Source organism: Kitasatospora sp. NRRL B-11411 (genome assembly GCF_000721345.1).
Lineage (GTDB): Bacteria > Actinomycetota > Actinomycetes > Streptomycetales > Streptomycetaceae > Kitasatospora > Kitasatospora cineracea.
Genome location: NZ_JOGH01000017.1, coordinates 1 through 22,117, shown reverse-complemented (window position 1 = coordinate 22,117; position 22,117 = coordinate 1). Strand labels below are relative to the sequence as shown.

The 22,117-nt window shown below is 74.8% G+C and carries 19 protein-coding genes and 2 pseudogenes; 10 read left to right on the top strand and 11 right to left on the bottom strand.

The window, feature by feature from the left end; all coding sequences use genetic code 11:
* Positions 1-12: 12 nt before the first annotated feature.
* Genes IH44_RS0111085 through IH44_RS0111070 form a run of 4 tightly spaced genes read right to left on the bottom strand, consistent with a single transcriptional unit; the run spans position 13 to position 3,450 of the window.
* A complete protein-coding gene (locus IH44_RS0111085; RefSeq protein WP_030459300.1) occupies positions 13-789 on the bottom strand; it encodes an MOSC domain-containing protein in 777 nt (258 codons plus the stop codon).
* Positions 786-1,322 (bottom strand): hypothetical protein, encoded by a 537-nt coding sequence (locus IH44_RS0111080; RefSeq protein WP_030459299.1) that lies wholly within the window; start codon positions 1,320-1,322, stop codon positions 786-788. The genes IH44_RS0111085 and IH44_RS0111080 overlap by 4 nt, the downstream gene beginning before the upstream one ends.
* Positions 1,322-2,479, bottom strand: a complete 1,158-nt coding sequence (locus IH44_RS0111075) for a M48 family metalloprotease (protein ID WP_030459298.1) — start codon at positions 2,477-2,479, stop codon at positions 1,322-1,324. Before IH44_RS0111075 ends, IH44_RS0111080 begins: the two co-directional genes overlap by 1 nt.
* Positions 2,480-2,508: 29 nt before the next feature.
* Positions 2,509-3,450 (bottom strand): MerR family transcriptional regulator, encoded by a 942-nt coding sequence (locus IH44_RS0111070; RefSeq protein WP_030459297.1) that lies wholly within the window; start codon positions 3,448-3,450, stop codon positions 2,509-2,511.
* A gap of 88 nt (positions 3,451-3,538) precedes the next feature.
* Here IH44_RS0111070 and IH44_RS0111065 point away from each other — a divergent pair, with 88 nt between their 5' ends.
* Positions 3,539-4,300: an N-acetyltransferase gene (locus IH44_RS0111065; RefSeq protein WP_030459296.1), complete on the top strand. Its 762-nt coding sequence runs from the start codon at positions 3,539-3,541 to the stop codon at positions 4,298-4,300.
* A gap of 94 nt (positions 4,301-4,394) precedes the next feature.
* Here the strand turns inward: IH44_RS0111065 and glnII are convergent, their stop codons facing one another.
* Complete coding sequence (glnII, locus tag IH44_RS0111060; protein WP_030459295.1) at positions 4,395-5,417, bottom strand: glutamine synthetase; 1,023 nt, start codon at positions 5,415-5,417, stop codon at positions 4,395-4,397.
* 209 nt (positions 5,418-5,626) lie between these two features.
* Positions 5,627-6,565 (bottom strand): SCO1860 family LAETG-anchored protein, encoded by a 939-nt coding sequence (locus IH44_RS0111055; RefSeq protein WP_035954714.1) that lies wholly within the window; start codon positions 6,563-6,565, stop codon positions 5,627-5,629.
* Positions 6,566-6,915: 350 nt separating this feature from the next.
* Here IH44_RS0111055 and IH44_RS47860 point away from each other — a divergent pair.
* A pseudogene (locus IH44_RS47860) lies at positions 6,916-7,482 on the top strand (ATP-binding cassette domain-containing protein); the annotation flags it as partial.
* A 225-nt stretch (positions 7,483-7,707) separates the two neighbouring features.
* Positions 7,708-8,808 (top strand): annotated as a pseudogene (locus tag IH44_RS47855) (SpoIIE family protein phosphatase); the annotation flags it as partial.
* 27 nt (positions 8,809-8,835) lie between these two features.
* On the opposite strand, the gene IH44_RS0111045 reads toward IH44_RS47855, so the two are convergent.
* Positions 8,836-9,510 carry a uracil-DNA glycosylase gene (locus IH44_RS0111045; RefSeq protein WP_030459292.1) on the bottom strand — a complete coding sequence of 225 codons (675 nt, stop codon included), beginning with the start codon at positions 9,508-9,510 and terminating at the stop codon, positions 8,836-8,838.
* A gap of 76 nt (positions 9,511-9,586) precedes the next feature.
* Positions 9,587-10,672, bottom strand: a complete 1,086-nt coding sequence (locus IH44_RS0111040) for an amidohydrolase family protein (protein WP_030459291.1) — start codon at positions 10,670-10,672, stop codon at positions 9,587-9,589.
* Positions 10,673-10,797: 125 nt separating this feature from the next.
* Here IH44_RS0111040 and IH44_RS0111035 point away from each other — a divergent pair, with 125 nt between their 5' ends.
* Positions 10,798-11,886 (top strand): aminotransferase class V-fold PLP-dependent enzyme, encoded by a 1,089-nt coding sequence (locus IH44_RS0111035; protein WP_030459290.1) that lies wholly within the window; start codon positions 10,798-10,800, stop codon positions 11,884-11,886.
* Between the two features lie 287 nt (positions 11,887-12,173).
* Positions 12,174-13,763 (top strand): TauD/TfdA family dioxygenase, encoded by a 1,590-nt coding sequence (locus IH44_RS0111025; RefSeq protein ID WP_030459289.1) that lies wholly within the window; start codon positions 12,174-12,176, stop codon positions 13,761-13,763.
* Here the strand turns inward: IH44_RS0111025 and IH44_RS0111020 are convergent.
* Positions 13,760-16,063: a PP2C family protein-serine/threonine phosphatase gene (locus IH44_RS0111020; protein ID WP_157852260.1), complete on the bottom strand. Its 2,304-nt coding sequence runs from the start codon at positions 16,061-16,063 to the stop codon at positions 13,760-13,762. The two genes, IH44_RS0111025 and IH44_RS0111020, sit on opposite strands and share 4 nt — an antisense overlap.
* Positions 16,064-16,149: 86 nt before the next feature.
* On the opposite strand from IH44_RS0111020, the gene IH44_RS0111015 reads away from it, so the two are divergent.
* Entirely contained in the window at positions 16,150-16,401 is a 252-nt protein-coding gene (locus IH44_RS0111015; protein WP_030459287.1) for a hypothetical protein, read from the top strand.
* On the opposite strand, the gene IH44_RS0111010 is transcribed toward IH44_RS0111015, so the two are convergent.
* Together IH44_RS0111010 and IH44_RS0111005 are read right to left on the bottom strand one after the other, a co-directional pair.
* A complete protein-coding gene (locus IH44_RS0111010; RefSeq protein WP_030459286.1) occupies positions 16,350-16,757 on the bottom strand; it encodes a RidA family protein in 408 nt (135 codons plus the stop codon). The two genes, IH44_RS0111015 and IH44_RS0111010, sit on opposite strands and share 52 nt — an antisense overlap.
* A gap of 139 nt (positions 16,758-16,896) precedes the next feature.
* Positions 16,897-17,664, bottom strand: a complete 768-nt coding sequence (locus tag IH44_RS0111005; RefSeq protein WP_030459285.1) for a GntR family transcriptional regulator — start codon at positions 17,662-17,664, stop codon at positions 16,897-16,899.
* Between the two features lie 350 nt (positions 17,665-18,014).
* Here IH44_RS0111005 and IH44_RS0111000 point away from each other — a divergent pair, with 350 nt between their 5' ends.
* From IH44_RS0111000 to IH44_RS0110985, 4 genes are all read left to right on the top strand, one after another.
* Positions 18,015-19,184 carry an ABC transporter substrate-binding protein gene (locus IH44_RS0111000; RefSeq protein WP_030459284.1) on the top strand — a complete coding sequence of 390 codons (1,170 nt, stop codon included), beginning with the start codon at positions 18,015-18,017 and terminating at the stop codon, positions 19,182-19,184.
* Between the two features lie 8 nt (positions 19,185-19,192).
* Positions 19,193-20,149, top strand: a complete 957-nt coding sequence (locus IH44_RS0110995) for an ABC transporter permease subunit (protein WP_030459283.1) — start codon at positions 19,193-19,195, stop codon at positions 20,147-20,149.
* On the top strand, positions 20,137-20,964 hold the full coding sequence (locus IH44_RS0110990; protein ID WP_030459282.1) for an ABC transporter permease: 828 nt from the start codon (positions 20,137-20,139) through the stop codon (positions 20,962-20,964). The genes IH44_RS0110995 and IH44_RS0110990 overlap by 13 nt, the downstream gene beginning before the upstream one ends.
* Positions 20,965-20,987: 23 nt before the next feature.
* The coding region (locus tag IH44_RS0110985) for an ABC transporter ATP-binding protein (protein WP_232794899.1) at positions 20,988-22,117 on the top strand (1,130 nt) is incomplete at its 3' end.

The window sequence follows — 22,117 nt, the reverse complement described above, 5'->3', positions numbered from 1 at the left end:
GGCCGGGGGCGCTCAGTACAACCGCACCCGGTCGCCGGGTCCGACCGTGCCCGGGGTGAGCACCTGGGCGTAGACGCCCAGGCACGGGAGGGGCGGCAGTTCGGGCAGCGGCCGGACCCGGTTGTGCCGGGCCGGGCGGCGCAGCGCCTCCGGGTCGGCGGGCAGCGGGCCGTGCGCGAGGGTGGGGACGGCGCAGCGCGGGGTGCGGGCGATGATCCGCAGGCGCAGTTCGGCGCCGACGGCGAGTTCGCGGCCGGTCCAGTCGTTCTCCGACCAGGGCTCGCCGTCGTGCTCGATCACCAGGTTGGGGCGGTAGCGGGCGGCGGGGGCGCCGGCCAGCGTGGCGGTGGTGACCAGGTGCAGCGGGGCGAAGTCGAAGAAGCTGCCGGGCTCCGCGGCGCTGCCGAACTCCTGGACGGTGTAATCGACTTCGGCGTCGATCCCGGCGGCCAGCACCTGCTCGGGGACGGAGCGGCGCAGGGTCGAGCCGGGCGGCCGCTCGTCGATCAGCCGGACGGGGCGGCCGAGCAGCGCGGAGAGCGCGGCGTCGTCGAGTTCGGCGCCGTCGGGGCCGGTGATCCGCACCCCGGTGTCCTTGCTCTCGGCGCGCAGGGTGAGCAGGCGGCGCCAGGTGCGGGGCTCCTTGGCACTGGCGATCCGGCCGTCGGTGAGGTCGAGCAGCGCGTAGCGGCGGTCGCCGTCGAGGCCGCGGCCGTCGATCCGGGCCCGGGCGACCTCCTCGCCGAGCAGCGATTTGACCGGGTGGCGGCGCAGCGTGTGGAGGATCAACTCCCGTTCCTTCCGGCCCAGTCGGCGAGGGCGGTGAAGTCGGCCGGCCGCAGGCCGACCCGGTGGTCGACGGTCAGGGTCAGCGCGGGGGCCGGGTGGTGGGCGGCGATCCACGCGGCGTCCTGCGGCCCGCTCTCGTCGTCCACCCAGGCGAACGGCCGACCGGCGGCCCAGGCGACCAGGTGGCGGGTCTTCCAGTGCAGGTCGTCGGGGTCGCCGTGGTGCATGAACGGCCAGTCCACGTACGGGAGTTCGGGCAGCCCGAGCAGCGGGGCGAGGTGCTCGTTGGCCTCGTCCTTCCAGGTGGTGGCCCAGACCAGTTCGTAGGGCAGGGCGCGCAGCGCCGGGCCGTGGTCGGGGTGCAGCCAGACCCGCAGCGGTTTCGGGTTGCGGATGCCGGCGGCGCGCTGGCGCTCGTGCCAACTGCGCACCGGGACGCGGTGGGTGAGGTAGCCCTCGGGCCGGCGGTAGGGGCTGCCGACGTACGGGGCGAGCGGGCCGTCGACGTCGAGCATCAGCAGCGGGCGGGTCATCAGGCCGCCTTCGCGGCGAGCCAGGCCCGGGCGGCGGCGATCCGGCGGCCGGTGCTGGGGTGGGTGGCGAGGAGCAGTTCGACGGCCCGGGGCGGGTACGGGTCGGCGACGTTGGTGACCGCGAGGCGGCGCTGCATGGCGATGAACTGCTCGGCGTCGCCGGTGAGTTCGAGCGCGTGCCGGTCGGCGCGGGTCTCGATCCGGCGGCTGGCGGCGCACTGTGCGGGGACGCTGAGCGCGCCGAGCAGGGCGGCGAGGGCGGCCAGCAGCGGCAGCGAGCGCGGGTCCTGGGCGTCGGCGGCGCCGGCCGCGTCCAGCAGCGGGCGCCAGGCCAGCAGCGCAGCCAGCACCGGCACCGCGACGGCCGCGCCGAGCGCGCCGAGCGCGGTGCCGGTGGCGACGTCCCGGTGCTTGACGTGGCCGAGTTCGTGGGCGGCGACCAGTTCGATCTCGCGCGGCTCGGCGGTGGTCAGCAGGGTGTCGTAGACGACGATCCGCCGGGTCGGGCCGAACCCGGAGACGTACGCGTTCAGCGCGGTGGTGCGGCGGGAGGCGTCGGCGACCAGCACCTCGCGCACCGCGATGCCGTCCCGGCGGGCCAACTCCAGCAGGGCGGTGCGCAGTTCGCCCTCCGCCAGCGGGGTGAACCGGTTGAACAGCGGCTCCAGCACCAGCGGGTGCAGGAAGGACAGCGCGACGGCCAGCAGCGCGGCCCCCACCGCCCCCGGCACCCACCAGCGGTCCGGCGACCACCCGATCAGCGCGTACAGGCCCAGCGTCAGCGGCAGGAACAGCGCGAGCGTGACGGCGGTGCCGCGCAGCACGTCCACCGCCCAGCCGCCCCAGCCCTGGGTGACCAGGCCGTACCGTACCGAGACCGCCCGCACCCGGGCCGAGAACGGCAGCGTCACCGCCCGGCCGAGCAGCACCAGCGCCGCACTCCCCGCCAGCACCTGGGCCGCCCAGCTCCCGCCGAACCACCCCCCGACCGCCCCCACCAGCCCCGCCCCGGCCGCACTGAACCCCAGCACCGCACTCAGCCCCAGCGAGGCCAGCTGCCCGCCCAGCACCCACGGCAGCCGGGCCCGGCGCAACGCCCGGCCACGGGCCAGCTCCGACGGAGTGAAATCGGCGTCGGTGGACGCGGTGTCAGCCATGGCCCCAGCCTAGGACGCCCCGCACCCGGTTATCCCGCCGCACGCAGCGCCGCCGTGAACCAGCCGAACACGGGGGCCAGTGCGGGCGGGGCGGGCCAGCCGTTGATCCGGGCAAGCAGCGACCAGTAGCGCTCGACCCGCGGGTCGGCGGCCACCTCAAGGCGGCGCAGGATCCACCCGCGCAGGGCGGCGTCGTCCGGGCGGCCGAACACCTCGGCGTAGCGGGCGGTGAGGGCGGCCAGCGCGGTGGCGGCGGCGGGGGTGCCGGGGGCGGTGCCCGCAGCGAGCGCGGCGGTGACCACTTCCCGTACCTGCTCGGTGAGTTGGTGGTGCAGGCCGGTGCTGTCGCCCTCGGCGCGCTGTTCGGCCTGGTAGGCGGCCATCCGCCGGATCGAGGCCCGGAAGTCCGGGTCGCGGGTGAGTTCGGCGAGTTCGGCCCAGGCGGTGACCTGGTCGGTGGTCGGCTCCTCGGGCAGTTCGGGCACCGCGGCGCGCAACAGGGCGACGAGTTCCGGGTTGGCGTCGGCGGTGCCGAAGGTGTCGTCGACGAACTCCTCGATCAGGCGCCGCCGTTCCTCGGCGGACAGCCGTACCAGTCGGTGCATCAGCTCGGTCTCCTCGGGGTCGGTTCCTCGTTCGGCCACGGCCCGGAGCACGGCGCGCTGCTGCCGCAGCGTCCGGATCCGCAGGTCCAGTGCGTCGGCGTGCGCCCGGGCCACCTCGGCCAGGCTCGCCTCGCGCTCCAGCACCCGGCGCACCGCCTCCAGTCCGATCCCCAGCTCGCGCAGGGTGCGGACGAGTTCGAGCCGGGCCACCGCCTCGGCGCCGTAGCGTCGGTAGCCGGCCGCGGTGCGGTCGGTGGACGGCACCAGTCCGGTGTCCGAGTAGTACCTGACGGTCTTCACCGTCAGCCCGGTGCGCCGGGCCAGTGCGCCGATCGACATGAGTCCGTCGCTGTCCGTGCCGTTCATGGCTCCACTGTGCCGTCTCCCCCGGCGGGAGGCTCAAGCGGCGGCAAACCCTTCGAGCCGGGCGGAGGGGGCGGCCTACGATGGCCGGATGGTCGAGGAGAGCTTGCGGGTGGCGCTGGAGTTCCGGCGGGCGTTCGCCCGGCGGCAGGCTGCCGAGGTGGTGGAACTGCCGGGCGGTTTCGCGGTGTTGAGCGAGGAGTTCGGGTACTCGCACGAGCACAACCAGCTGGTGCTGGACGCCCCGCCGGGCGGGGTGGACGTGGCCGGGCTGGCCGAGGACGTGCTGGGGCACCTGGAGCACCGGCGGATCTCGGTGTTCGACGACGCGTCCGCCCTGGCGCTGGCGCCCGGGCTGGCGGCGGCCGGGTACCGGCACGAGACCGAGGTGGTGATGGTGCACCGGGGCCCGGTGCCGCCCGGCGGCGGCGCCGGGCCGGTCGCCCTGGACGAGCTGGCCCCGGCGCTGGAGCGGCAGTGGCGCTGCTGGCTGCCGTGGGCGGCGGACGAGTCGATCGCCCAGCTGGTCGGCCGGCGCACCGCGCGGGCGGCGGGCGCCGAGCGGGTGCTGACGCTGGCCGCCCGGGACACCGACGGCGAGTTCGGCTCCTGGGCCGACCTGTACCAGGACGCCGCGGGCACCGCCCAGATCGAGGACCTGGCCACCGCCGAGCACCACCAGCGCCGCGGCCTGGCCGACGCCGTGCTGGCCACCGCGCTGCGGCTGGCCGCCGACCGCGCCCCGGACGGCCTGCGCTTCCTGGTCGCCGACGCCGAGGACTGGCCGCAGCAGTGGTACGCCCGGCGCGGTTTCGGCCCGGTCGGCCGCACCCACGGCTTCGTCCGGATGTAACGGCAGCGGCCGGACGGGACGACGCAACGACGAGCGCCCGCCGACCCCCTGCGCGGGGGAGCGGCGGGCGCTCGTCGTGCGGTGCGGAAGCGGATCAGACCTGGCCGGCCTTCTCCAGGGCCTCGCAGCAGGTGTTGACGATCAGGCGGGTGACCACGTACGGGTCGACGTTCGCGTTCGGGCGGCGGTCCTCGATGTAGCCCTTGCGGTCCACCTCGACCTGCCACGGGATGCGGACCGAGGCGCCGCGGTCGGACACGCCGTAGGAGTAGACGTTCCACGGGGCGGTCTCGTGCTTGCCGGTCAGGCGGGACTGGATGTCGTCGCCGTACTGGTTGACGTGCTCCAGGACCTTCTCCTGGGAGGCGCCGAGCGACTCGCAGGCGGTGATGATGGCGTCGTAGCCCTCGCGCATCGCCTTGGTGGAGAAGTTGGTGTGCGCGCCCGCGCCGTTCCAGTCGCCGCGGACCGGCTTGGCGTCGAGGGTGGCGTCGATGCCGAACTCCTCGGCGGTGCGGTAGAGCAGGTAGCGGGCGATCCACAGGTCGTCCGAGACGGTCAGCGCGTCGACCGGGCCGATCTGGAACTCCCACTGGCCGGGCATGACCTCGGCGTTGATGCCGCAGATCGCCAGGCCGGCGTCGATGCAGCGGTCGAGGTGCAGCTCGACGATCTCGCGGCCGAAGACCTCCTCGGCACCCACGCCGCAGTAGTAGCCGCCCTGCGGGGCCGGGAAGCCGCCCTCGGGGAAGCCGAGCGGGCGGGAGCCCTTGAAGAAGGTGTACTCCTGCTCGATGCCGAAGATCGACTCCTGGGCGGCGTAGCGCTCGGCGACCTCGCGCAGCGCGGCGCGGGTGTTGGTGACGTGCGCCTCACCGTTGGTCTCGAAGACCTCGCACAGCACCAGGATGTTCTCGCCGCCGCGGATCGGGTCCTTGACGACCTTGACCGGCTTCAGCACGCGGTCCGAGGCGTGGCCCTCGGCCTGGTTGGTCGAGGAACCGTCGAAGCCCCAGGTGGGGATCTTGTCGGCGTTCGGCAGCACCCGGGTCTTGGAGCGGAGCTTGGCGGTCGGCTTCGTGCCGTCGATCCAGATGTACTCGGCCTTGATCGCCATTGCGGTGATCCTCACTGCTCGGGTGGTGGGTGCCCGCGTAGCGTCGCAAGCCGCCGTTTCCCGGTTGTTCCTCCTATGTAACGCCCATGTGAACCAACGGTCCGCAGCGGCACGCTCACCCACGGAGAGTGCCCGTCTCGACATCCGGGCGCAACACCGGGACGGAAGGGGCGGAACGGGCGCCCGGCCGGCGCCCGTTCCGCGTCCGGTCAGCGGTGCCGCGCGTGCGCCGCCCGCCGCCGGCGGGTCATCCACACCGCGGCGCCGCCGGCCACCAGCAGCGTCCCGCCGCCCGCGGCCAGCACCGTGCTGCCCGAGGAGCCGGTGTACGCCAGTTCCTCGCCGGCTTCCTTCGGCACCGCCCGGTTCTGCGCGGAGGCCGGGGCGGAGGGCGCGGTCGACGGCGCGGGCGAGGAGGCCGCCGCCGGGGCGACCGCCGGCACCGGCTTGCGGCAGGACACCGAGGCGACCGTGACGGTGCCGTTCACCTTCGCCACGTTGAGGTTCAGCGGGTTCAGCGCGATCTTCACCTCCAGCGCGGAGGCCGCCGCCGTGCTGCTGGTCACGGTCTTCCTGGCGAACTCGACGTCCACCGTGCCGATCGCCGGAACGTCCACGTGGGTGGGCGAGTTGAGGCCGACCGTGACCGGCCTGCCGAGCACCGTGAGCCTGGCGGGGGCGGTGACGTTCGCGGTCGGCTGCCCGTCCACCGGGCAGTTGGCCTCGGCGCTCATCGCCTCCAGGCCGAGCAGAGTGGTCAGCGGCAGGCCGGGCACGTGCACGTCCGCGTTGACCAGCTTCACGGACGCGGTGGCCAGCCGGTCGTCCGCCTTCGTCACCGACGTGCCCACCTCGGCCTTGACCAGCGTCACCGGCCGCCCGCCGTCCACCCCGTCCACCTTGGCGGTCAGCATCGCGCCGTCCCGCTGCGCGGGCGACTCCACCTTGTTCAGCGCCACGTCGACCGGCACGTTCACCGTGTTCAACAGCGTGACGTCCAGCGCCAGTTGGGCCGTCACCGCACTGGCCTTCCCGGGCTGCGCGGGCGTCCCGCCGGCCTCGGCGGCGGAGGCCGCGGGCAGCGGCAGGGCGACCGCGAGGGCGGCCGCCGCGAGAGCCGGGGCGGCGACCGAACGCAGAACAGACATGACAGGAACCCCCACACGTGGTGAACGGAAGAGCGCGCCCGCGACCTCACCCGGCGCTCCGCACGGGGAGGGGACTCGCGCTCTCGACTGGCGCCAGTCTCTTCGAACAGTGCGTCACTCCAGCAACACGGAGCGTCAGTTCACTCCTTCGGGTGAGGTTGACGCTCCGGACTGACCGTTTCCGGAAACATTCCGGCCAGCGGGGAAAGCCCCGGCGGACACCGCCCGGCCCCGGCCGCCGGCCCGCGCCCGGCCCGTACCGCCGAACGGGGTGCTCCCGCGTGTCCCGTCCGCGCCGCCCGCGGCACCGGTGCCAGGGTGGGGAGCCCGTGCCACCGGCCCTCCGCCGGATGGCCGGGGCCGGACGGCGGAACGACTGCCGCCCGGTGGGCCGCGGAGAGGGTGGAGGTGGGCGCGTGCCCCGGGTTCCGCTGTTGTCGCTGCGCGGGATCAGCAAGTACTACGGCGCCGTCCGGGCCCTCGACTCGGTCGACCTCCAGGTGGACCGCGGCCAGGTGCTCGGCCTGGTCGGCGACAGCGGGTCCGGCAAGAGCACCCTGGTGAAGGCCGTCTCCGGGGTCGGCCCCCCGGACGCGGGCACCATCGAGTGGGAGGGCGTCCCGGTCGAACTGCGCCGGCCCGCCGACGCCCGGCGGCTGCGGATCGCCACCGTCTACCAGGACCTCTCGCTGGTCGACCGGCTGGACGCGGTCGCCAACCTCTACCTCGGCCGCGAGCTGCGCCGGTTCGGGGTGCTGCGGGAACTGGAGATGGAGAAACGCTCCCTCGCCCTGTTCGACGAACTCGAACTCCCCCTGCCCAGCGTCCGGGTCCCGGTGGGCTCGCTCACCCTGGGCCAGCGCCAGGCCGTCGCCATCGCCCGGGCCCTGATCGGCCGGCCCGAACTGGTGCTCCTCGACGAGCCGACCGTCGCGCTCACCGTCGAGCAGACCGTGCAGATGCTCGACCTGATCCGCCTGCTGCGCTCCCGGGACCACGCGGTGATCATGGTCAGCCACAACCTGGACGACGTCCAGGCCGTCGCCGACCGGATCGCCGTCCTGCGGCTCGGCCGCAACGGCGGCCTGTTCGAAGCCCGGTACACCAGCCAGGAGCAGCTCGCCGCGGCCATCAGCGGCGGCCACCCGCTCGCCGTCACCCTCCAGCAGAGCCTGCTGCCGCGCGACCTGCCCGCCCAGGACGCCGTCGAGGCCGCGCACCGCTACCTGCCCGCCCACGCCGGGGTCGGCGGCGACTGGTTCGACGTCATCCCGCTCTCCGGCGCCCGGGTCGCCCTGGTGGTCGGCGACGTGGTCGGCCACGGCCTGCACGCCGCCGCCACCATGGGCCGGCTGCGCACCGCCGTGCACAACCTCGCCATGCTCGACCTGCCGCCCGACGAACTCCTCACCCACCTCGACGAGGTGGTCGCCCGGATCGACGAGGAGGAGAGCGCCGGCGGCCGGGAGGGCGCGATCATCGGCGCCACCTGCCTCTACGCGGTCTACGACCCGGTCTCCTGCCGCTGCCTGCTCGCCCGGGCCGGGCACCTGCCGCCCGTCCTGGTGCACCCCGACGGCACCGTCGAGATCCCCGACACCCCCGCCGGGCCGCCGCTGGGCCTGCGCAGCCTGCCGTTCACCACCGTCGAGCTCGCCGTCCCCGAGGACAGCCGGCTGGTCCTCTACACCGACGGGCTGGTGGAGTCCCGCACCCACGACATCGACGTCGGCCTGGGCCGGCTCTGCACGGCCCTCGCCCACCCCGGGCGCAGCCCCGAACAGACCTGCCGGGCCGTGCTGGACGCGATGCTGCCCGCCGACTCGGCCGACGACATCGCCCTGCTGGTCGCCCGCACCCTGGCGCTGCCGCGCGACCGGATCGCCGAGTGGAACGTCCCGCCCGACCCCGCCGCGGTCGCCGCCAGCCGGGCCGCCGCCACCGCCCGGCTGCGCCGCTGGGGCCTGGAGGAACTGGTGATGGGCACCGAGCTGATCCTCAGCGAACTGGTCACCAACGCCGTCCGGCACGGCAGCCCCCCGATCGGGGTGCGCCTGGTGTACGGGCGGACCCTGATCTGCGAGGTCGCGGACGCCAGCAGCACCTCGCCCCGGGTCCGGCTGGCCGCCAGCACCGACGAGGGCGGGCGCGGCCTGTTCCTGGTCGGCCAGATCGCCCAGCGCTGGGGCACCCGCTACACCGAGGCCGGGAAGGTCATCTGGACCGAGCAGAAACTCCCCTGACCGGCCCCGGCGGCCACGCGTCCGGGCTCAGGCCAGCCGCCAGTCCACGGGCCGGCCGCCCTGCCGGACCAGCAGGTCGTTGGCCCGGCTGAACGGCCGGGAGCCGAAGAAGCCGCCGTCCGCGGAACGGGGGCTGGGGTGGGCGGACTCGATGCTGGGCACCTGGCCGAGCAGCGGCCGCAGTTCGCGGGCGGGACGGCCCCAGAGGATCGCCACCAGCGGGCCGCCGCGGGCCGCCAGCGCCCGGATCGCCTGGTCGGTGACGGCCTCCCAGCCCTTGCCGCGGTGCGCGTTGGTCACCCGGGCCTGGGTGGTGAGCGACCGGTTGAGCAGCAGGACGCCCTGCTGCGTCCACGGCGTGAGGTCGCCGGTGGTCGGCACCGGCAGACCGAGGTCCTGGTTCAGCTCCCGGTAGATGTTCTCCAGGCTGTACGGCGGCCGGACCCCGGGCGCCACCGAGAAGCTGAGCCCCACCGCGTGCCCGGGCGTCGGGTACGGGTCCTGTCCGACGATCAGCACCCGGACGTCCGCGAACGGCTGCTGGAAGGCCCGCAGGATCTGCGGGCCGGGCGGCAGGTAGGTGCGTCCGGCCGCGAGTTCGGCGCGCAGGAAGTCGCCCATCGCGGCGACCTGTCCGGCGACCGGCGCGAGGGCCTGGGCCCAGCCGGGTTCAACGATTTCGTGCAAGGGTCGAGCAGCCATGACGGAAGCCTATCGGCCGCGCTGACAACCGGAGTTCGCGCGGCCCCTCACCCCTCGGCACCGGCCCGCCCCGCGCTCACGCCACCCGGCCGTTGAGCACCACGCGGGTCGGCGCGGCCAGCACCCGCAGATCGGCGCGGGGGTCGGCCTCGTAGAGGACGAGGTCGGCGGGGGCGCCCTCGGTCAGGCCGGGGCGGCCGAGCCAGCTGCGGGCCGACCAGGTGGCGGCGGCGAGGGCCTCGACGGGGGTGAGCCCGGCCCGGGTCAGTTCGAGGACCTCCTCGGCGACCAGGCCGTGGGCGAGCGAGCCGCCCGCGTCGGTGCCGACGTAGACCGGGATGCCGGCGTCGTGCGCGGCGCCGACGGTGTCGTAGCGGCGGGCGTGCAGCCGGCGCATGTGCGCGGACCAGGCCGGGAACTTGGCCTCGCCGCCGTCGGCGAGCTTCGGGAAGGTGGCGATGTTGACCAGGGTGGGGACGATGGCGACGCCGCGTTCGGCGAAGGCCGGGATCAGCTCCTCGGTCAGGCCGGTGGCGTGCTCGACGCAGTCGATGCCGGCGGCCAGCAGGTCGGGCAGCGAGTCGGTGGCGAAGCAGTGCGCGGTGACCCGGGCGCCCTCGGCGTGGGCGGCGGCGATCGCCTCGGCGAGGGCGTCGCCGGGCCAGCAGGCGGCGAGGTCGCCCGCGCCGCGGTCGATCCAGTCGCCGACCAGCTTGACCCAGCCGTCGCCGCGCCGGGCCTCGGCGGCCGCGTACGCGGCGAGGTCGCCGGGCTCGATCTCGTGCGCGTAGTTGCGGATGTAGCGGCGGGTGCGGGCGATGTGCCGCCCGGCCCGGATCAGCTTCGGGAGGTCCTCGCGCTCGTCGATCCAGCGGGTGTCGGCGGCCGAGCCCGCGTCGCGGATCAGCAGGGTCCCGGCGTCCCGGTCGGTGAGCGCCTGCTTCTCGCTGGTGTCGCGGTCGACGGCGCCGTGCGCGTCCAGGCCGACGTGGCAGTGCGCGTCGACCAGGCCGGGCAGCGCCCAGCCGGTGAGGGTGGCGGACGGCTCGGCGGCGGGGCGCTCGAAGGTCACCCGCCCGTCCACGGCCCAGAGTTCGTCCCGGACGTCGTCGGGGCCGACCAGCACCCGGCCCTTGATGTGCAGCACCGCACGGTCTGTCATGCCTGGCACTGTACTCGGCGCCGGTCGCGGCCCGGCGGGCGATCTGCGGCAGACTGTTCGACGGCGACCCTCCGCCCCGCCGGCCCGTCCCGGCGGCCCTCCGCCGCACCGAAAGGCCCGCCCGCATGCTGCTCGACCTCCCCCCGATGACCGCCGACCGGTTCGCCGCGATCGAGGACGGGGTGGCGGCCCTGCTGCGCACCCGCAACGACGTGATCGTCACCCAGGGCGAGGCGCTGCTCCCGCTGGAGGCCGCCGTCAAGGGCGCGGCGCACCCGGGCTCGACCGCGCTGAACGTCGTCACCGGCCCGTACGGGCAGACCTTCGGCGGCTGGCTGCGCGACGCCGGCGCGGAGGTCGTCGACCTGGCGGTGCCGTACGACGCGGCGGCGGGCGCCGAGCAGGTCGCCGCGGCGCTGAACTCGCACCCGGAGATCGACTTCGTCTCCCTGGTGCACGCCGAGGCCGCCACCGGCAACACCAACCCGGTCGCGGAGATCGCCGAGGTGGTCCGGCAGCACGGCGCCCTGCTGATGCTGGACGCGGTGGCCTCGGTGGCCGCCGAACCGCTGCTCACCGACGAGTGGGGCGTCGACCTGTGCGTGATCGGCGGCCAGAAGGCGATGGGCGGCCCGGCCGGCGTCTCCGCGGTGTCGGTGAGCGAACGCGCCTGGCAGCGGATCGCCGCCAACCCGGCCGCGCCGCGCCGCTCCTACCTCTCCCTGCTGGACTGGAAGGAGCGCTGGACCGACGCCGGCCGCACCCAACTTCCGCACGCCCCCGCCCAGGTGGAGATGCTGGCGCTGGAGGAGTGCCTGGCCGCGATCGAAGCCGAGACCCTGGACGCGGTGATCGCCCGCCACCGCGCCGCAGCCGCCGCCACCCGCGCGGGCGCCCTCGCCCTCGGCACCCTCACCCCCTACGTCCGGCGCCCCGAGCACGCCGCCCCGGTCGCCACCACCCTGCGCACCCCCGACGGCGTCGACGCCGCCGCCCTGGCCGCCGAACTCCGCCGCCACGCCCCCCAGTTGCCCGTCCAGGCGGGCGGCGGCCCACTGTCCGCCACCATGCTCCGCCTCAACCACTACGGCCCGGCCGCCACCCCGGAGACCGTCATCGCCACCCTGGAACTCCTCGCCCAGGCCACCGGCACCCCGGCCGCAGCAGCGGTCGCGGCGGCCACCGGGGCGTGGGAGCAGGCGGTCAGCTCCTGAACCAGGAGACCTCGATCTGCTCGCACAGCGCATCCAGCGCCTCCTCGCCGGTGGCCCGCAGCGCCGGCCAGGAGTCGTCCTGCACCGCCAGGCGGCGGTGCGGTCGGTGAGTGCGGCGGGCAGGTCGCGGGGGAGGTCGAGCGTCATGCGGGCAGGTTAGGCCCTGGTGGGGACAGGGTTCGGCTGCCGGTGGCCCGGCGTTCACCGGGTGGGCGGGTGGTGGACGCCCGGGCGGTCTTGGCTGAGCAGCCCCCGCGAAGTTGGCTGTACAACCGGAGGCTGACCCGATGTCCGTGCCCAACCCGTACTGGCTGCGCGACAACTGCCCGTGCACCGAGTGCCGAGACCCGCGCGGCGGGCAGAAGCGCTTCCAGATCGGCGACCTGCCCGACGGCCTGACCGCCGTCGGGGCCGTCGAGGACGCCGCCGGCCTGACCGTGCACTGGTCCGACGGCCACCGCTCGCACTACCCGGCCGGCTGGGACGCGCCCGCCGCCCCCGACGAGCGCACCGAGCACGCCAAACGGCTGTGGCGGGCCGCCGACTTCGCCCGCGGCCTGCCCGAGGCCGACTGGGCCGCGTACCTGGCCGACCCGGAGGAGCGGATCGCGGTGCTGGCGGCCGTCCGCCGCTCCGGCTTCGCGCTGCTGCGCGGCGTCCCGGCCGAGCCGGGGCGGGTGCTGGAGGTCGCCCGCAGCTTCGGGTACGTCCGGGAGACCAACTACGGCGAGCTGTTCGACGTCCGGGTCGAGCCCGACCCGGCGAACCTGGCGTTCACCGGCCTCGCCATCGCCCCGCACACCGACAACCCCTACCGGGACCCGGTGCCCACCCTGCAGTTGCTGCACTGCCTGCGCAACGACTGCGCGGGCGGCGACTCCGGCCTGGTCGACGGCTTCCGGGCCGCCGACCTGCTGCGGGCGGAGGACCCGGCCGCGTTCGCGCTGCTGGCCCGCACACCGGTGCCGTTCCGCTACCGCGACCGGGGCACCGAACTCGCCGCCGAGAAGCCGCTGATCGGTCTCGACCCGCGCGGCGCGATCCGCGAGGTCCGCTTCAACAACCGCTCCACCGACACCGCCGCGCTGCGCGCCCTGTCCCCCGCCGGGCTGGACGCCTTCTACGCCGCCTACCGCCGGTTCGCCGCGATCACCCTGCGCCCGGAACTGCGGCTGGACTTCCGGCTCGCCCCCGGCGACTGCCTGCTCTTCGACAACACCCGGCTGCTGCACGCCCGCACCGCCTTCGAGACCGGCGACGGCACCGGCCACCGCCACCTCCAGGGCTGCTACGCCGACCTCGACGCGCTCTCCTCCACCCTGGCCGTGCTGCGCCGCCGCACCGCCGCCCTGGACGAACTCGAGGAACTGTTCGAGGGCGAGGGCGCCGGCGAGTACCTCGGCGAGGCCGTCACCCTGGCCGCCCACATGCTGCAGGCCGCCGCCCTGGCCCGCGCCGCGGGCGCCCCGCCCGCCCTGGTGGCCGCCGCCCTGCTCCACGACACCGGCCACTTCCGGGGCAGCGGACGGGAGTTGATGGCCGGCACCGACAACCGCCACGGCGCCACCGCCGCCGCCCGGCTCGCCCCGCACTTCCCGCCCGCCGTCACCGAACCGGTCCGCCTGCACGTCGACGCCAAGCGCTACCTGTGCGCCACCGAACCCGGCTACCTCGACCGCCTCTCCCCCGCCTCCGTCCACACCCTGGCCCTCCAGGGCGGCCCGATGCCCCCGGCCGAGGCCGCCGCCTTCGCCGCCCACCCGTTCAGCGCCGACGCCGTCGCCGTCCGCCGCTGGGACGAGGCCGCCAAGGACCCGGCCGCCGCGACCCCCTCGTTCGCCGAATTCCGGCCGCTGCTGCTGGATCTGATGCGCTAGCCGGGCAGCGGCGACAGCTCGAACCAGACCTTCCGGCCGTAGGAGCTGCGTTCGGCGCCCCACCGGTCGGCGAGCCTGCTCAGCAGCAGCAGGCCCCGGCCGGCCCCTTCCTCCGCGAGCGGGTCCACCTCCGCCAGGGCGGGCAGTTCGCGCTGGTCGTCGGTGATCTCGACCAGCAGCCGGTCGGTCCACACCAGCCGCAGCCCGATCATCTCCTCCGCCGTCGCGACCGCGTCGGTGACCAGTTCGCCGACCAGCAGGGTGGCGGTGTCGGCGATGGAGCCCAGCCCCCAGGCCGCGAGCTGCCGGCGCACCAGCCGGCGGAGCAGCGGCACCTCCACCGGCCGGGGCAGTATCTCGTAGCGCTCCTCCTCCGCCCGGGGCGCGCCGTCGAACGCGGCGGCCAGCACTGCGAGGTCGTCCCGGCGCTCCACCGCGCCCGGCTCCTCCAGCACGAAGTCGCACACCTGCTCCGGCAGCCACCCCGATCCGGTCAACCCGGCGCAGTGGTCGGCCAGTTCGACCCGGTTGCCGCTGCACAGCACCAGCACGGAGCCGTCCGGCACCTCGATGGTGCGGGCCGCGAACGGGACGCCGCCGACACCGATCGGGGCGTTCGCGGGCAGGGCGACCTCCGTGCTGCCGCCGCCGGGGTGCAGCAGGACGGGCGGCAGGTGCCCGGCCGAGGCGAGTTCGCAGGTGCGGGCGACCGGGTCGTAGACCGCGTACAGGCAGGTGGCGAGGTGGTCGTCGCCGAGCCGCTGGGCCAGGTCGTCCAGGTGCCGCAGCAGCCGGGCGGGGGGCACGTCCAGCAGGGTGAAGGCCTGCACCCCGGCCCGCAGCCGGCTCATCGCCTGGACGGCGGGCAGGCCGTGGCCCAGTACGGCGCCGACCACCAGGGCGACCCGGTTGCCGTGCAGCGGGACGGCGTCGACCCAGTCGCCGCCGGCCCCGCCCCGGTGCCCGCCGGGGCGGAAGCGGTGTGCCAACCGCACCCAGGGCGTGCCCGGCAGGGTGTCGGGGATCATCGAGCGCTGCAGCGCCCGCGCCAGCCGGGCCTCGGCCCGGTGCATCCGGGCGCTGTCCAGCAGCAGCGCCCCGCGCTCGGCCAGGCCGGCCAGCAGTTCGGCCTCGGCCCGCCCGTACGCCGCCCGGCCCCCGTCGCCGCCCGCGCCGCCGCCCGCGCCGCCGAACAGCCGGAGCACGCCGAACACCTCGCCCCGGACGGCCAACGGCAGTGCCAGCACCGGGCCTTCGGGCGAGTCGGCGTGCACCGGCGCGCCCTCCCGGAGGATCCGTTCGGCCTGTGCGCGGGGGACGACCACCCGGTCGCGGTCCTCCCCCGCGGCGCCGGCCGTGCCGAGGCGGTGCAGCAGCAGGCCGTCCGGCGTCCAGCCGTCGGGGGCGCCGTCCTCCCCGACGAACGCGGCGCGCACCTCGACGGCGGCCGCGGCGGCCCAGCCGGGGACGAACACCGCGCACAGTTCGGCGGCGGTGGTCTCCGGGTCGGCCCCGGTGCCGACCGTCCGGGCGAACTCCCGGGTGAGCACCGCCGCGGGCGACTCCAGCTCCGCCCGGTAGTCGAACTCCCGCTCCCGGCGCGCCCGTTGGGTGGTGAGCGCGGCCTCGGCGGCGAGCAGCCGGGCCTCCAGCCGGACGCACTGCTCCTCGGCGTCGTGGCGCAGCGCCTGGGCCCGGGCGAGTTCGGCCCGCAGCAGGTCCAACTCCCGTTTCAGTGCCCGCAGTTCCTCCCGGGCGAAGTCGGCGCCGGATCCGTCCGGCCGACGCTCCAGCGCTCCGGGGCCGGTCTCGTAGCGGGCGGCGGCCCGGTCGGTCTCCAGCTGCCGGTAGCGCTGTTCGGCCTGCGCGGCCTGCGCCTCGGTGGCCTCCAGGGAGCGCAGCAGGTGCCGTTCCCGGACGCCCGCGAGCTGGAGTTCGCGTTCGGCCGCGCCGAGCCGCTCGCGGAGCTCCTCGACCTCGTGCCGGGAGGCGTTGCGCACCCGCAACGCCGCCATCCGCAGCCGGTGGGCGTGCTCCTGGACGTCCGGCGAGACCGACTGCCCGGTGGTCTCGGCGACCTGCCGGAGCAGTTCGTCGACGAAGTCCTTCGGGGCGATCCGGGCTCCGCTCAGGTAGCGCGAGACGCTGCCCTTGTCGCGGTTGCACCGGGCGGCGTACCGGGTGAGCGAGAGGCCGAGGGCCCGGAACAGCTGGCCCAGGAAGGCGGTCAGGGCCGCCACCTCCGGTTCGCCGCCCGGCAGTTCGAGCGCCATCGCCTTCCCTCCCCCGTTGCCGGACATCGGCAATCCGTTGCGTCTGGCGCAACGCCCGGTCCGTTCCGAAGAGTAGGAGGAATCCGCAACTCCCCGCAGCGAAAGGCCCATTGATGTTCACCGAAGCCGTCCGCGCCCTGGCCTCCTGCCAGCGCGCGGTCATCGTCGCCCTGGCCCTGCTGCCGGTGCTCCTGGTGACGGCGGCCTGCCTGCCCGCCGTCCTGCTGCTGCCCGCCTTCCCGGGCGGCGTCCGCCGGCTGGCCGTGCTGCTGGCCCAGCTCCGGCGCTGGACGGGGGAGGTGCTGACCCGGAGTCAGCCCGGCAGCGCCGCCGTCAGGTCGATCTCGACCAACTGGCCGGTGTAGCCGAGGGCGGCGACGCCGAGCAGGGTGGAGGCGGTGGTGAGGGCGGGGGCGAGCGGGGAGGCGGCCAGGCGGTGCCAGGCGCCGGCGAGGACCTCGCTGCGGTCGCCGACCACGTAGACCACCGAGCGGACCACCCGCTCCGGCCCGATGCCGATCGCGGCCAGCGCCGTCAGCGCGTTGGCCACCACCTGGTCGATCTGGGCGTCCAGGTCTCCCGCGCCGACCAGCTTCTCGTCCGCGTCCAGCGGGCACTGCCCGGCCAGGTGCGCGGTGCGCCCGGCCTCCACCACCGTGATGTGCGCGTAGCCGGAGGTGGGGTGGAGTTCCGCCGGGTCGATGCGCGTGATGTCGGTCATCCGGCGATTCTCACCGCCGGCCGCCCCTGCGGCACCCGGTTTTCCGGCACCGCCCGGCACCGCCCGGCCACCGACCAGCCACCGACCAGCCACCGACCAGCTGCCGCCCGGCCGTCCGCCCGTTCGTTGCGGCCACCGCTCAGTCGTCGTCCCGGGCGTGCCGCGAAAGGGCCGAGGACGCCAGCGAGTTGTGGATGGAGAAGGCGACGGTGCCGGGCAGGTAGCGGTCCTGGGACCACTCGACGGGGGTGCCGGTGGGGTCGGTGGTGCGGCGCTTCTCGCGCAGCAGCGGGCTGCCGCGGCTGCAGGAGAGCAGGCGGGCGTCGTCGGCGTTGGCGGCGACCACGTCGATGGTGTGGTCGGCGTCGGTGAACAGGATGCCGTGCTCGCGCAGGGGTTCGGTGTGCGAGACCACGTCGGGCGGGAGCTGGGCGACCACCTCGCCGACCCGGGGCGGGTAGACGGTGCGCTCGACCATGACGGGGGTGCCGGAGAGGGTGCGCAGGCGGAGCGTCACGTAGACCTCGGTGCCGGGTTCGAGGCGCAGCTGCTCGCGTTCGGCGGCGTCGGCGGGGCGGCGGATCAGCGATTCGAGCCGGCCGCCGGGCTCCTCGCCCATCGAGCGGGCCCAGTGGGTGAAGGAGAGCAGCTCGGAGAAGGACTGGACGCGGGCGCTGCCGAGGACGACCCGGCGGGTGCCGCGGCGGGAGGTGACCAGTCCGTCGGCGCGCAGCATGGCGAGGGCCTGGCGGACGGTGCCGCGGGAGACGCCGTACTGCTCGGCGAGGGCGCCCTCCGCCGGCAGGCGTCCGGCTTCGCCGAACGAGCCGGAGGTGATCGCTTCGCGCAGGTCGGCGGCCACCTTGCGGTAGAGCGAGCCGGCGGCGCGGTCCTGGTCGAGTGCCACGTGCGTCGAGTTCCCTTGGTCGGTGGGGAGTCCGGCCGGGGAGCCCGGCCGGCAGGAGGCCCGGTCGGCAAGGAGCCCGGCCGGTAAGGAGATTGGGCCGTGTCCGCGCCGTGATCGCGCGTACACCACGGACTCTAGCCCTTGCGGCCGGTGCCTCCGGCTCCGGGCGCGACCGTTCCCGCAGCCGACCCCCGGCCTGGGCCGTCCGTTCACCTTCCCGTCACCGGCCTCGGGCGTACTTGCTTCCGGCGCCGGAAGTTGGCTGGCCAACTTGGCCGGACAACCGGCCGCGCCGCGCACCGAACACTCCCGTGATCTCTGCAGCTCCACTTCCTCCAGGAGACCCTCCCGTGACCGTGCACCGCCACCGCGCCGCCGCCCTCGCGGCCGTGCTGACCGCTGCCGCGCTCTCCCTCTCCGCCTGCGGCTCCGCCGGCTCGACCGCCAAGTCCGGCGACGCCGCGAAGGGCGGTGCCAAGGACGCGAAGACCGCGACCTCGCTGGCCGACTTCGGCGGCATGGACGGCCTGGTGGCCGCCGCGAAGAAGGAGGGCAAGCTGCACGTCATCACCCTCCCGCGCGACTGGGCCAACTACGGCAAGCTGATGGACGGCTTCAAGGCGAAGTACGGCATCGAGATCGAGGACGAGAACCCGGACGGCTCCAGCCAGGACGAGATCAACGCGATCAAGTCCCGCAAGGGCCAGGACCGCGCCCCGGACACCGTCGACCTCGGCTCGGCGTTCGCGCTCTCCGCCGCGAAGGAGGGCATCCTCGCCCCCTACAAGGTGGCCGGCTTCGACAAGATCCCCGCCACCATGAAGGACCCGAACGGCCTCCAGGTCAACGACTACGGCGGCTACGTCTCGATCGGCTGCGACGCCAAGAAGGTCGCGGTCTGCCCGAAGACCTTCGCCGACCTGCTCAAGCCCGAGTACAAGGGCCAGGTCGCCCTGAACGGCAACCCGACGAAGTCCGGTTCGGCGTTCGGCGGCGTGTACGCGGCCGCGCTGGCCAACGGCGGCTCGCTGGACAACATCCAGCCCGGCATCGACTTCTTCGCCAAGCTGAAGCAGTCCGGCAACTTCAACCCGGTCGAGTCCACCCCGGCCACCGTCGAGAAGGGCGAGACCCCGATCTCGATCGACTGGTCGTACCTGAACGCCGGCTACACCGACGAGTTCAAGGGCAAGGGCATCGACTGGCAGGTCGCCGTCCCCACCGACGGCTCCTACGCCCAGTACTACAGCCAGGCCATCAACAAGGACGCCCCGCACCCGGCGGCCGCCCGCCTGTGGATCGAGTACCTGTACTCGGCCGAGGGCCAGAACGGCTTCCTGGGCGGCTACGCCACCCCGGCGCTGTTCGACGCGATGAAGGCGGACGGCACCCTGGACGCCACCGCCGCGGCCAAGCTGCCGGTCGTCGAGAAGCCCTTCACCACCTTCCCCAGCCCGGAGCAGGTCGACGCGGCCAAGAAGGTCGTGACCGACAACTGGGCCAAGGCCATCGCGGGCTGATCACCGACATGACCACGGCTCCCACCCCGGTGCCGGCCCCGGCCGCCGCTGACCCCAGCGGCGGCCCGGGGGCTCCCGGCGCCGCCACCGCCTCCCCCACCCCGCGCCCCGCCCGGCGCCGCCCGCGCGGCGGTGCCTGGCTGGCCACCGTGCCGCTGCTGGCCTTCTTCCTGATCGGCTTCGGCCTGCCCGCCGTCGCCATCGTCACCGGGGCGTTCACCGTCTCCAGCGACGCGGAGACCGGCGCCGGCTCCTTCACCACCGCCAACCTCACCGACTCGGTGCAGGGCGCGTACTGGACGGCGCTGCTCTCCAGCGTGAAGCTGTCCGCGCTGACCGCGCTGATCGGCACCGTGCTCGGCGTCCCGATCGCCCAGGCCGTGCTGACCTCCCGCTTCCGGCTGCTGCGCGAGGCGGTGCTGACCGCCTCCGGCGTGCTCGCCAACTTCGGCGGCCTGCCGCTGGCGTTCGCCTTCGTCGCCACCCTGGGCAACGCGGGCGAGGTCACCAAGATGTTCCACCTGACCGACCACGGCTGGTCGCTGTACAGCTTCTCCGGCCTGACCGTCACCTACCTGTACTTCCTGGTGCCGCTGATGGTGCTCACCATCACCCCCGCGCTGGAGGGCCTGCGGGTCCAGTGGCGCGAGGCCGCCCAGAACAACCGGGCCACCGCCCTGCAGTACTGGCGGCACGTCGCGCTGCCGATCCTGTTCCCCTCGCTGCTCGGCGGCTTCGTGCTGCTGTTCGGCTCCGCGTTCGCCGCGTACGCCACCGCCGCCGCGATGGTCGGCGCGACCGTCCCGCTGATCAGCCGTCAGATCGCCGACGCGCTCTCCGGCAACGTGCTGGTCGGCCAGGGCAACCTGGCGCTGGCGCTCAGCCTGGACATGATCATCGTGGCCGTCCTGGTGATGGCCGTCTACCTGCCCCTCCAGCGCCGGAGTGCCCGATGGCTCAGCTGATCTCCCGCCTGCGGGTCTGGCGCGGCGCGGTCCTGCTGCTGGCCGGCCTGTACTTCCTGGTGCCGCTGGCCGCCTCGGTCTGGTTCTCGGTCGACGACCCGAGCGGGATCTCCTTCGACGCCTACACCGGCCTGCTCTCCGCCCCCGGCTTCACCGACAGCCTGGTGCTCACCCTGGAACTCGCCGCCGTCACCGTCGTGGTGCTGCTGCTCCTGCTGGTGCCCGCGATGATCGCGGTCCGGCTCGGCGCGCCGAAGCTCCGCCCGGTCCTCGAAGTGGTCTGCACCCTCCCGCTGGTGGTGCCGCCGGTCGCCCTGACCGCCGGCCTGATCGGCGTGCTGCGCTGGGGCCCCGACTACCTGATGGACACGCCGTTCTTCCAGACCTTCGTGTTCGTCCAGCAGCCGGAGTTCCCGCTCGTCCTGGTCATCGCGTACGTCCTGATGGCCCTGCCGCTCGCCTACCGCGCCCTGGACTCCGGGCTGCGCGCCGTGGACGTGCGCACCCTGGTCGAGGCCGCCCGCAACTGCGGCGCGAGCTGGCCGCGGGCCGTGCTCTCGGTGATCGTGCCGAACCTGCGCGGCGCGCTGCTGAACGCCGCCTTCCTCACCCTGGCCCTGGTCCTGGGCGAGTTCACCACCGCCTCGATCCTCGGCTACCAGCCCTTCGCGGTGTGGATCTACTCGGTCGGCAACAGCCAGGGCCAGATGTCCGTCGCGGTGTCCGTGCTCAGCCTGCTGATCACCTGGGTGCTGCTGCTCCTGCTGGCCGCCGCCGGCCGCGAGCGCCGCCACAAGACCGCCGCCACCTCCTGAACCGCTCCCGGAGACCGCCACCCATGAGCACCGCCACCACCCTCCTCGCCAAGGACGCCGCCACCGGCAGCGCCACCGTCGAATTCCGGTCGCTGCGGCGGCAGTTCGGCGCCACCACCGCCCTCGACGGCCTCGACCTGACGGTCCGCCCCGGCGAACTGCTCGCCCTGCTCGGCCCGTCCGGCTGCGGCAAGACCACCGCGCTGCGGATCCTGGCCGGCTTCGAGACCCACGACTCCGGCGAGGTGCTGGTCGACGGCGAGGACATCACCCGGATCCCCGCCCACCGGCGCGACGCCGGCATGGTGTTCCAGTCCTACAGCCTCTTCCCGCACCTCACCGCCGCCGACAACGTCGCCTTCGGCCTGCGGATGCGCGGCGTCGGCAAGGCCGAACGGCTGCGCCGCGCCCAGGAGTTGCTGGAACTCGTCGGCCTCCCGCAGCGCGCCGCCCACTACCCGCACCAGATGTCCGGCGGCCAGCAGCAGCGCATCGCGCTGGCCCGCGCCCTCGCCCTGCAGCCGCGCGTCCTGCTGCTCGACGAGCCGCTCTCCGCCCTGGACGCGAAGGTCCGGCTCGCGCTGCGCGAGGAGATCCGCCGCCTCCAGCAGGAACTCGGCATCACCACCCTGTTCGTCACCCACGACCAGGAGGAGGCCCTCTCGATGGCCGACCGGGTCGCCGTCCTGCGCGCCGGCCGCCTCGAACAGTGCGCCACCCCCTCGGAGTTGTACTCCCGGCCGGCCACCGCGTTCGTCGCCGAGTTCGTCGGCACCATGAGCCGCATCCCGTGCTCGCGCACCGCCGACGGCCAGGTCGAGGTGCTCGGCCGCCGCCACCCCGTGGACGGCGCCCTCCCCGCCGACGGCGACCTGCACGTCCTGGTCCGCCCGGAGAACGTCCGGCTCACCCCCGCCGAGGACGGCACCGCCCTGGTCGTCGCCGCCTCCTTCCTCGGCGCCGTCACCCGCCTCACCGTCCGCCTCCCCGACGGCACCGAGATCAAGTCCGACCTCCCCACCGAAACCGCCGCCACCCTCCCCCTCGGCAGCCGCGCCGCCCTCACCCTCCCCGACCGCCCCGTCCTGGTCGACCACGCCCCGACCACCCCCTCCTTACCCCACACCCCCCGCACCCCCTCCCGCGCCCCGCC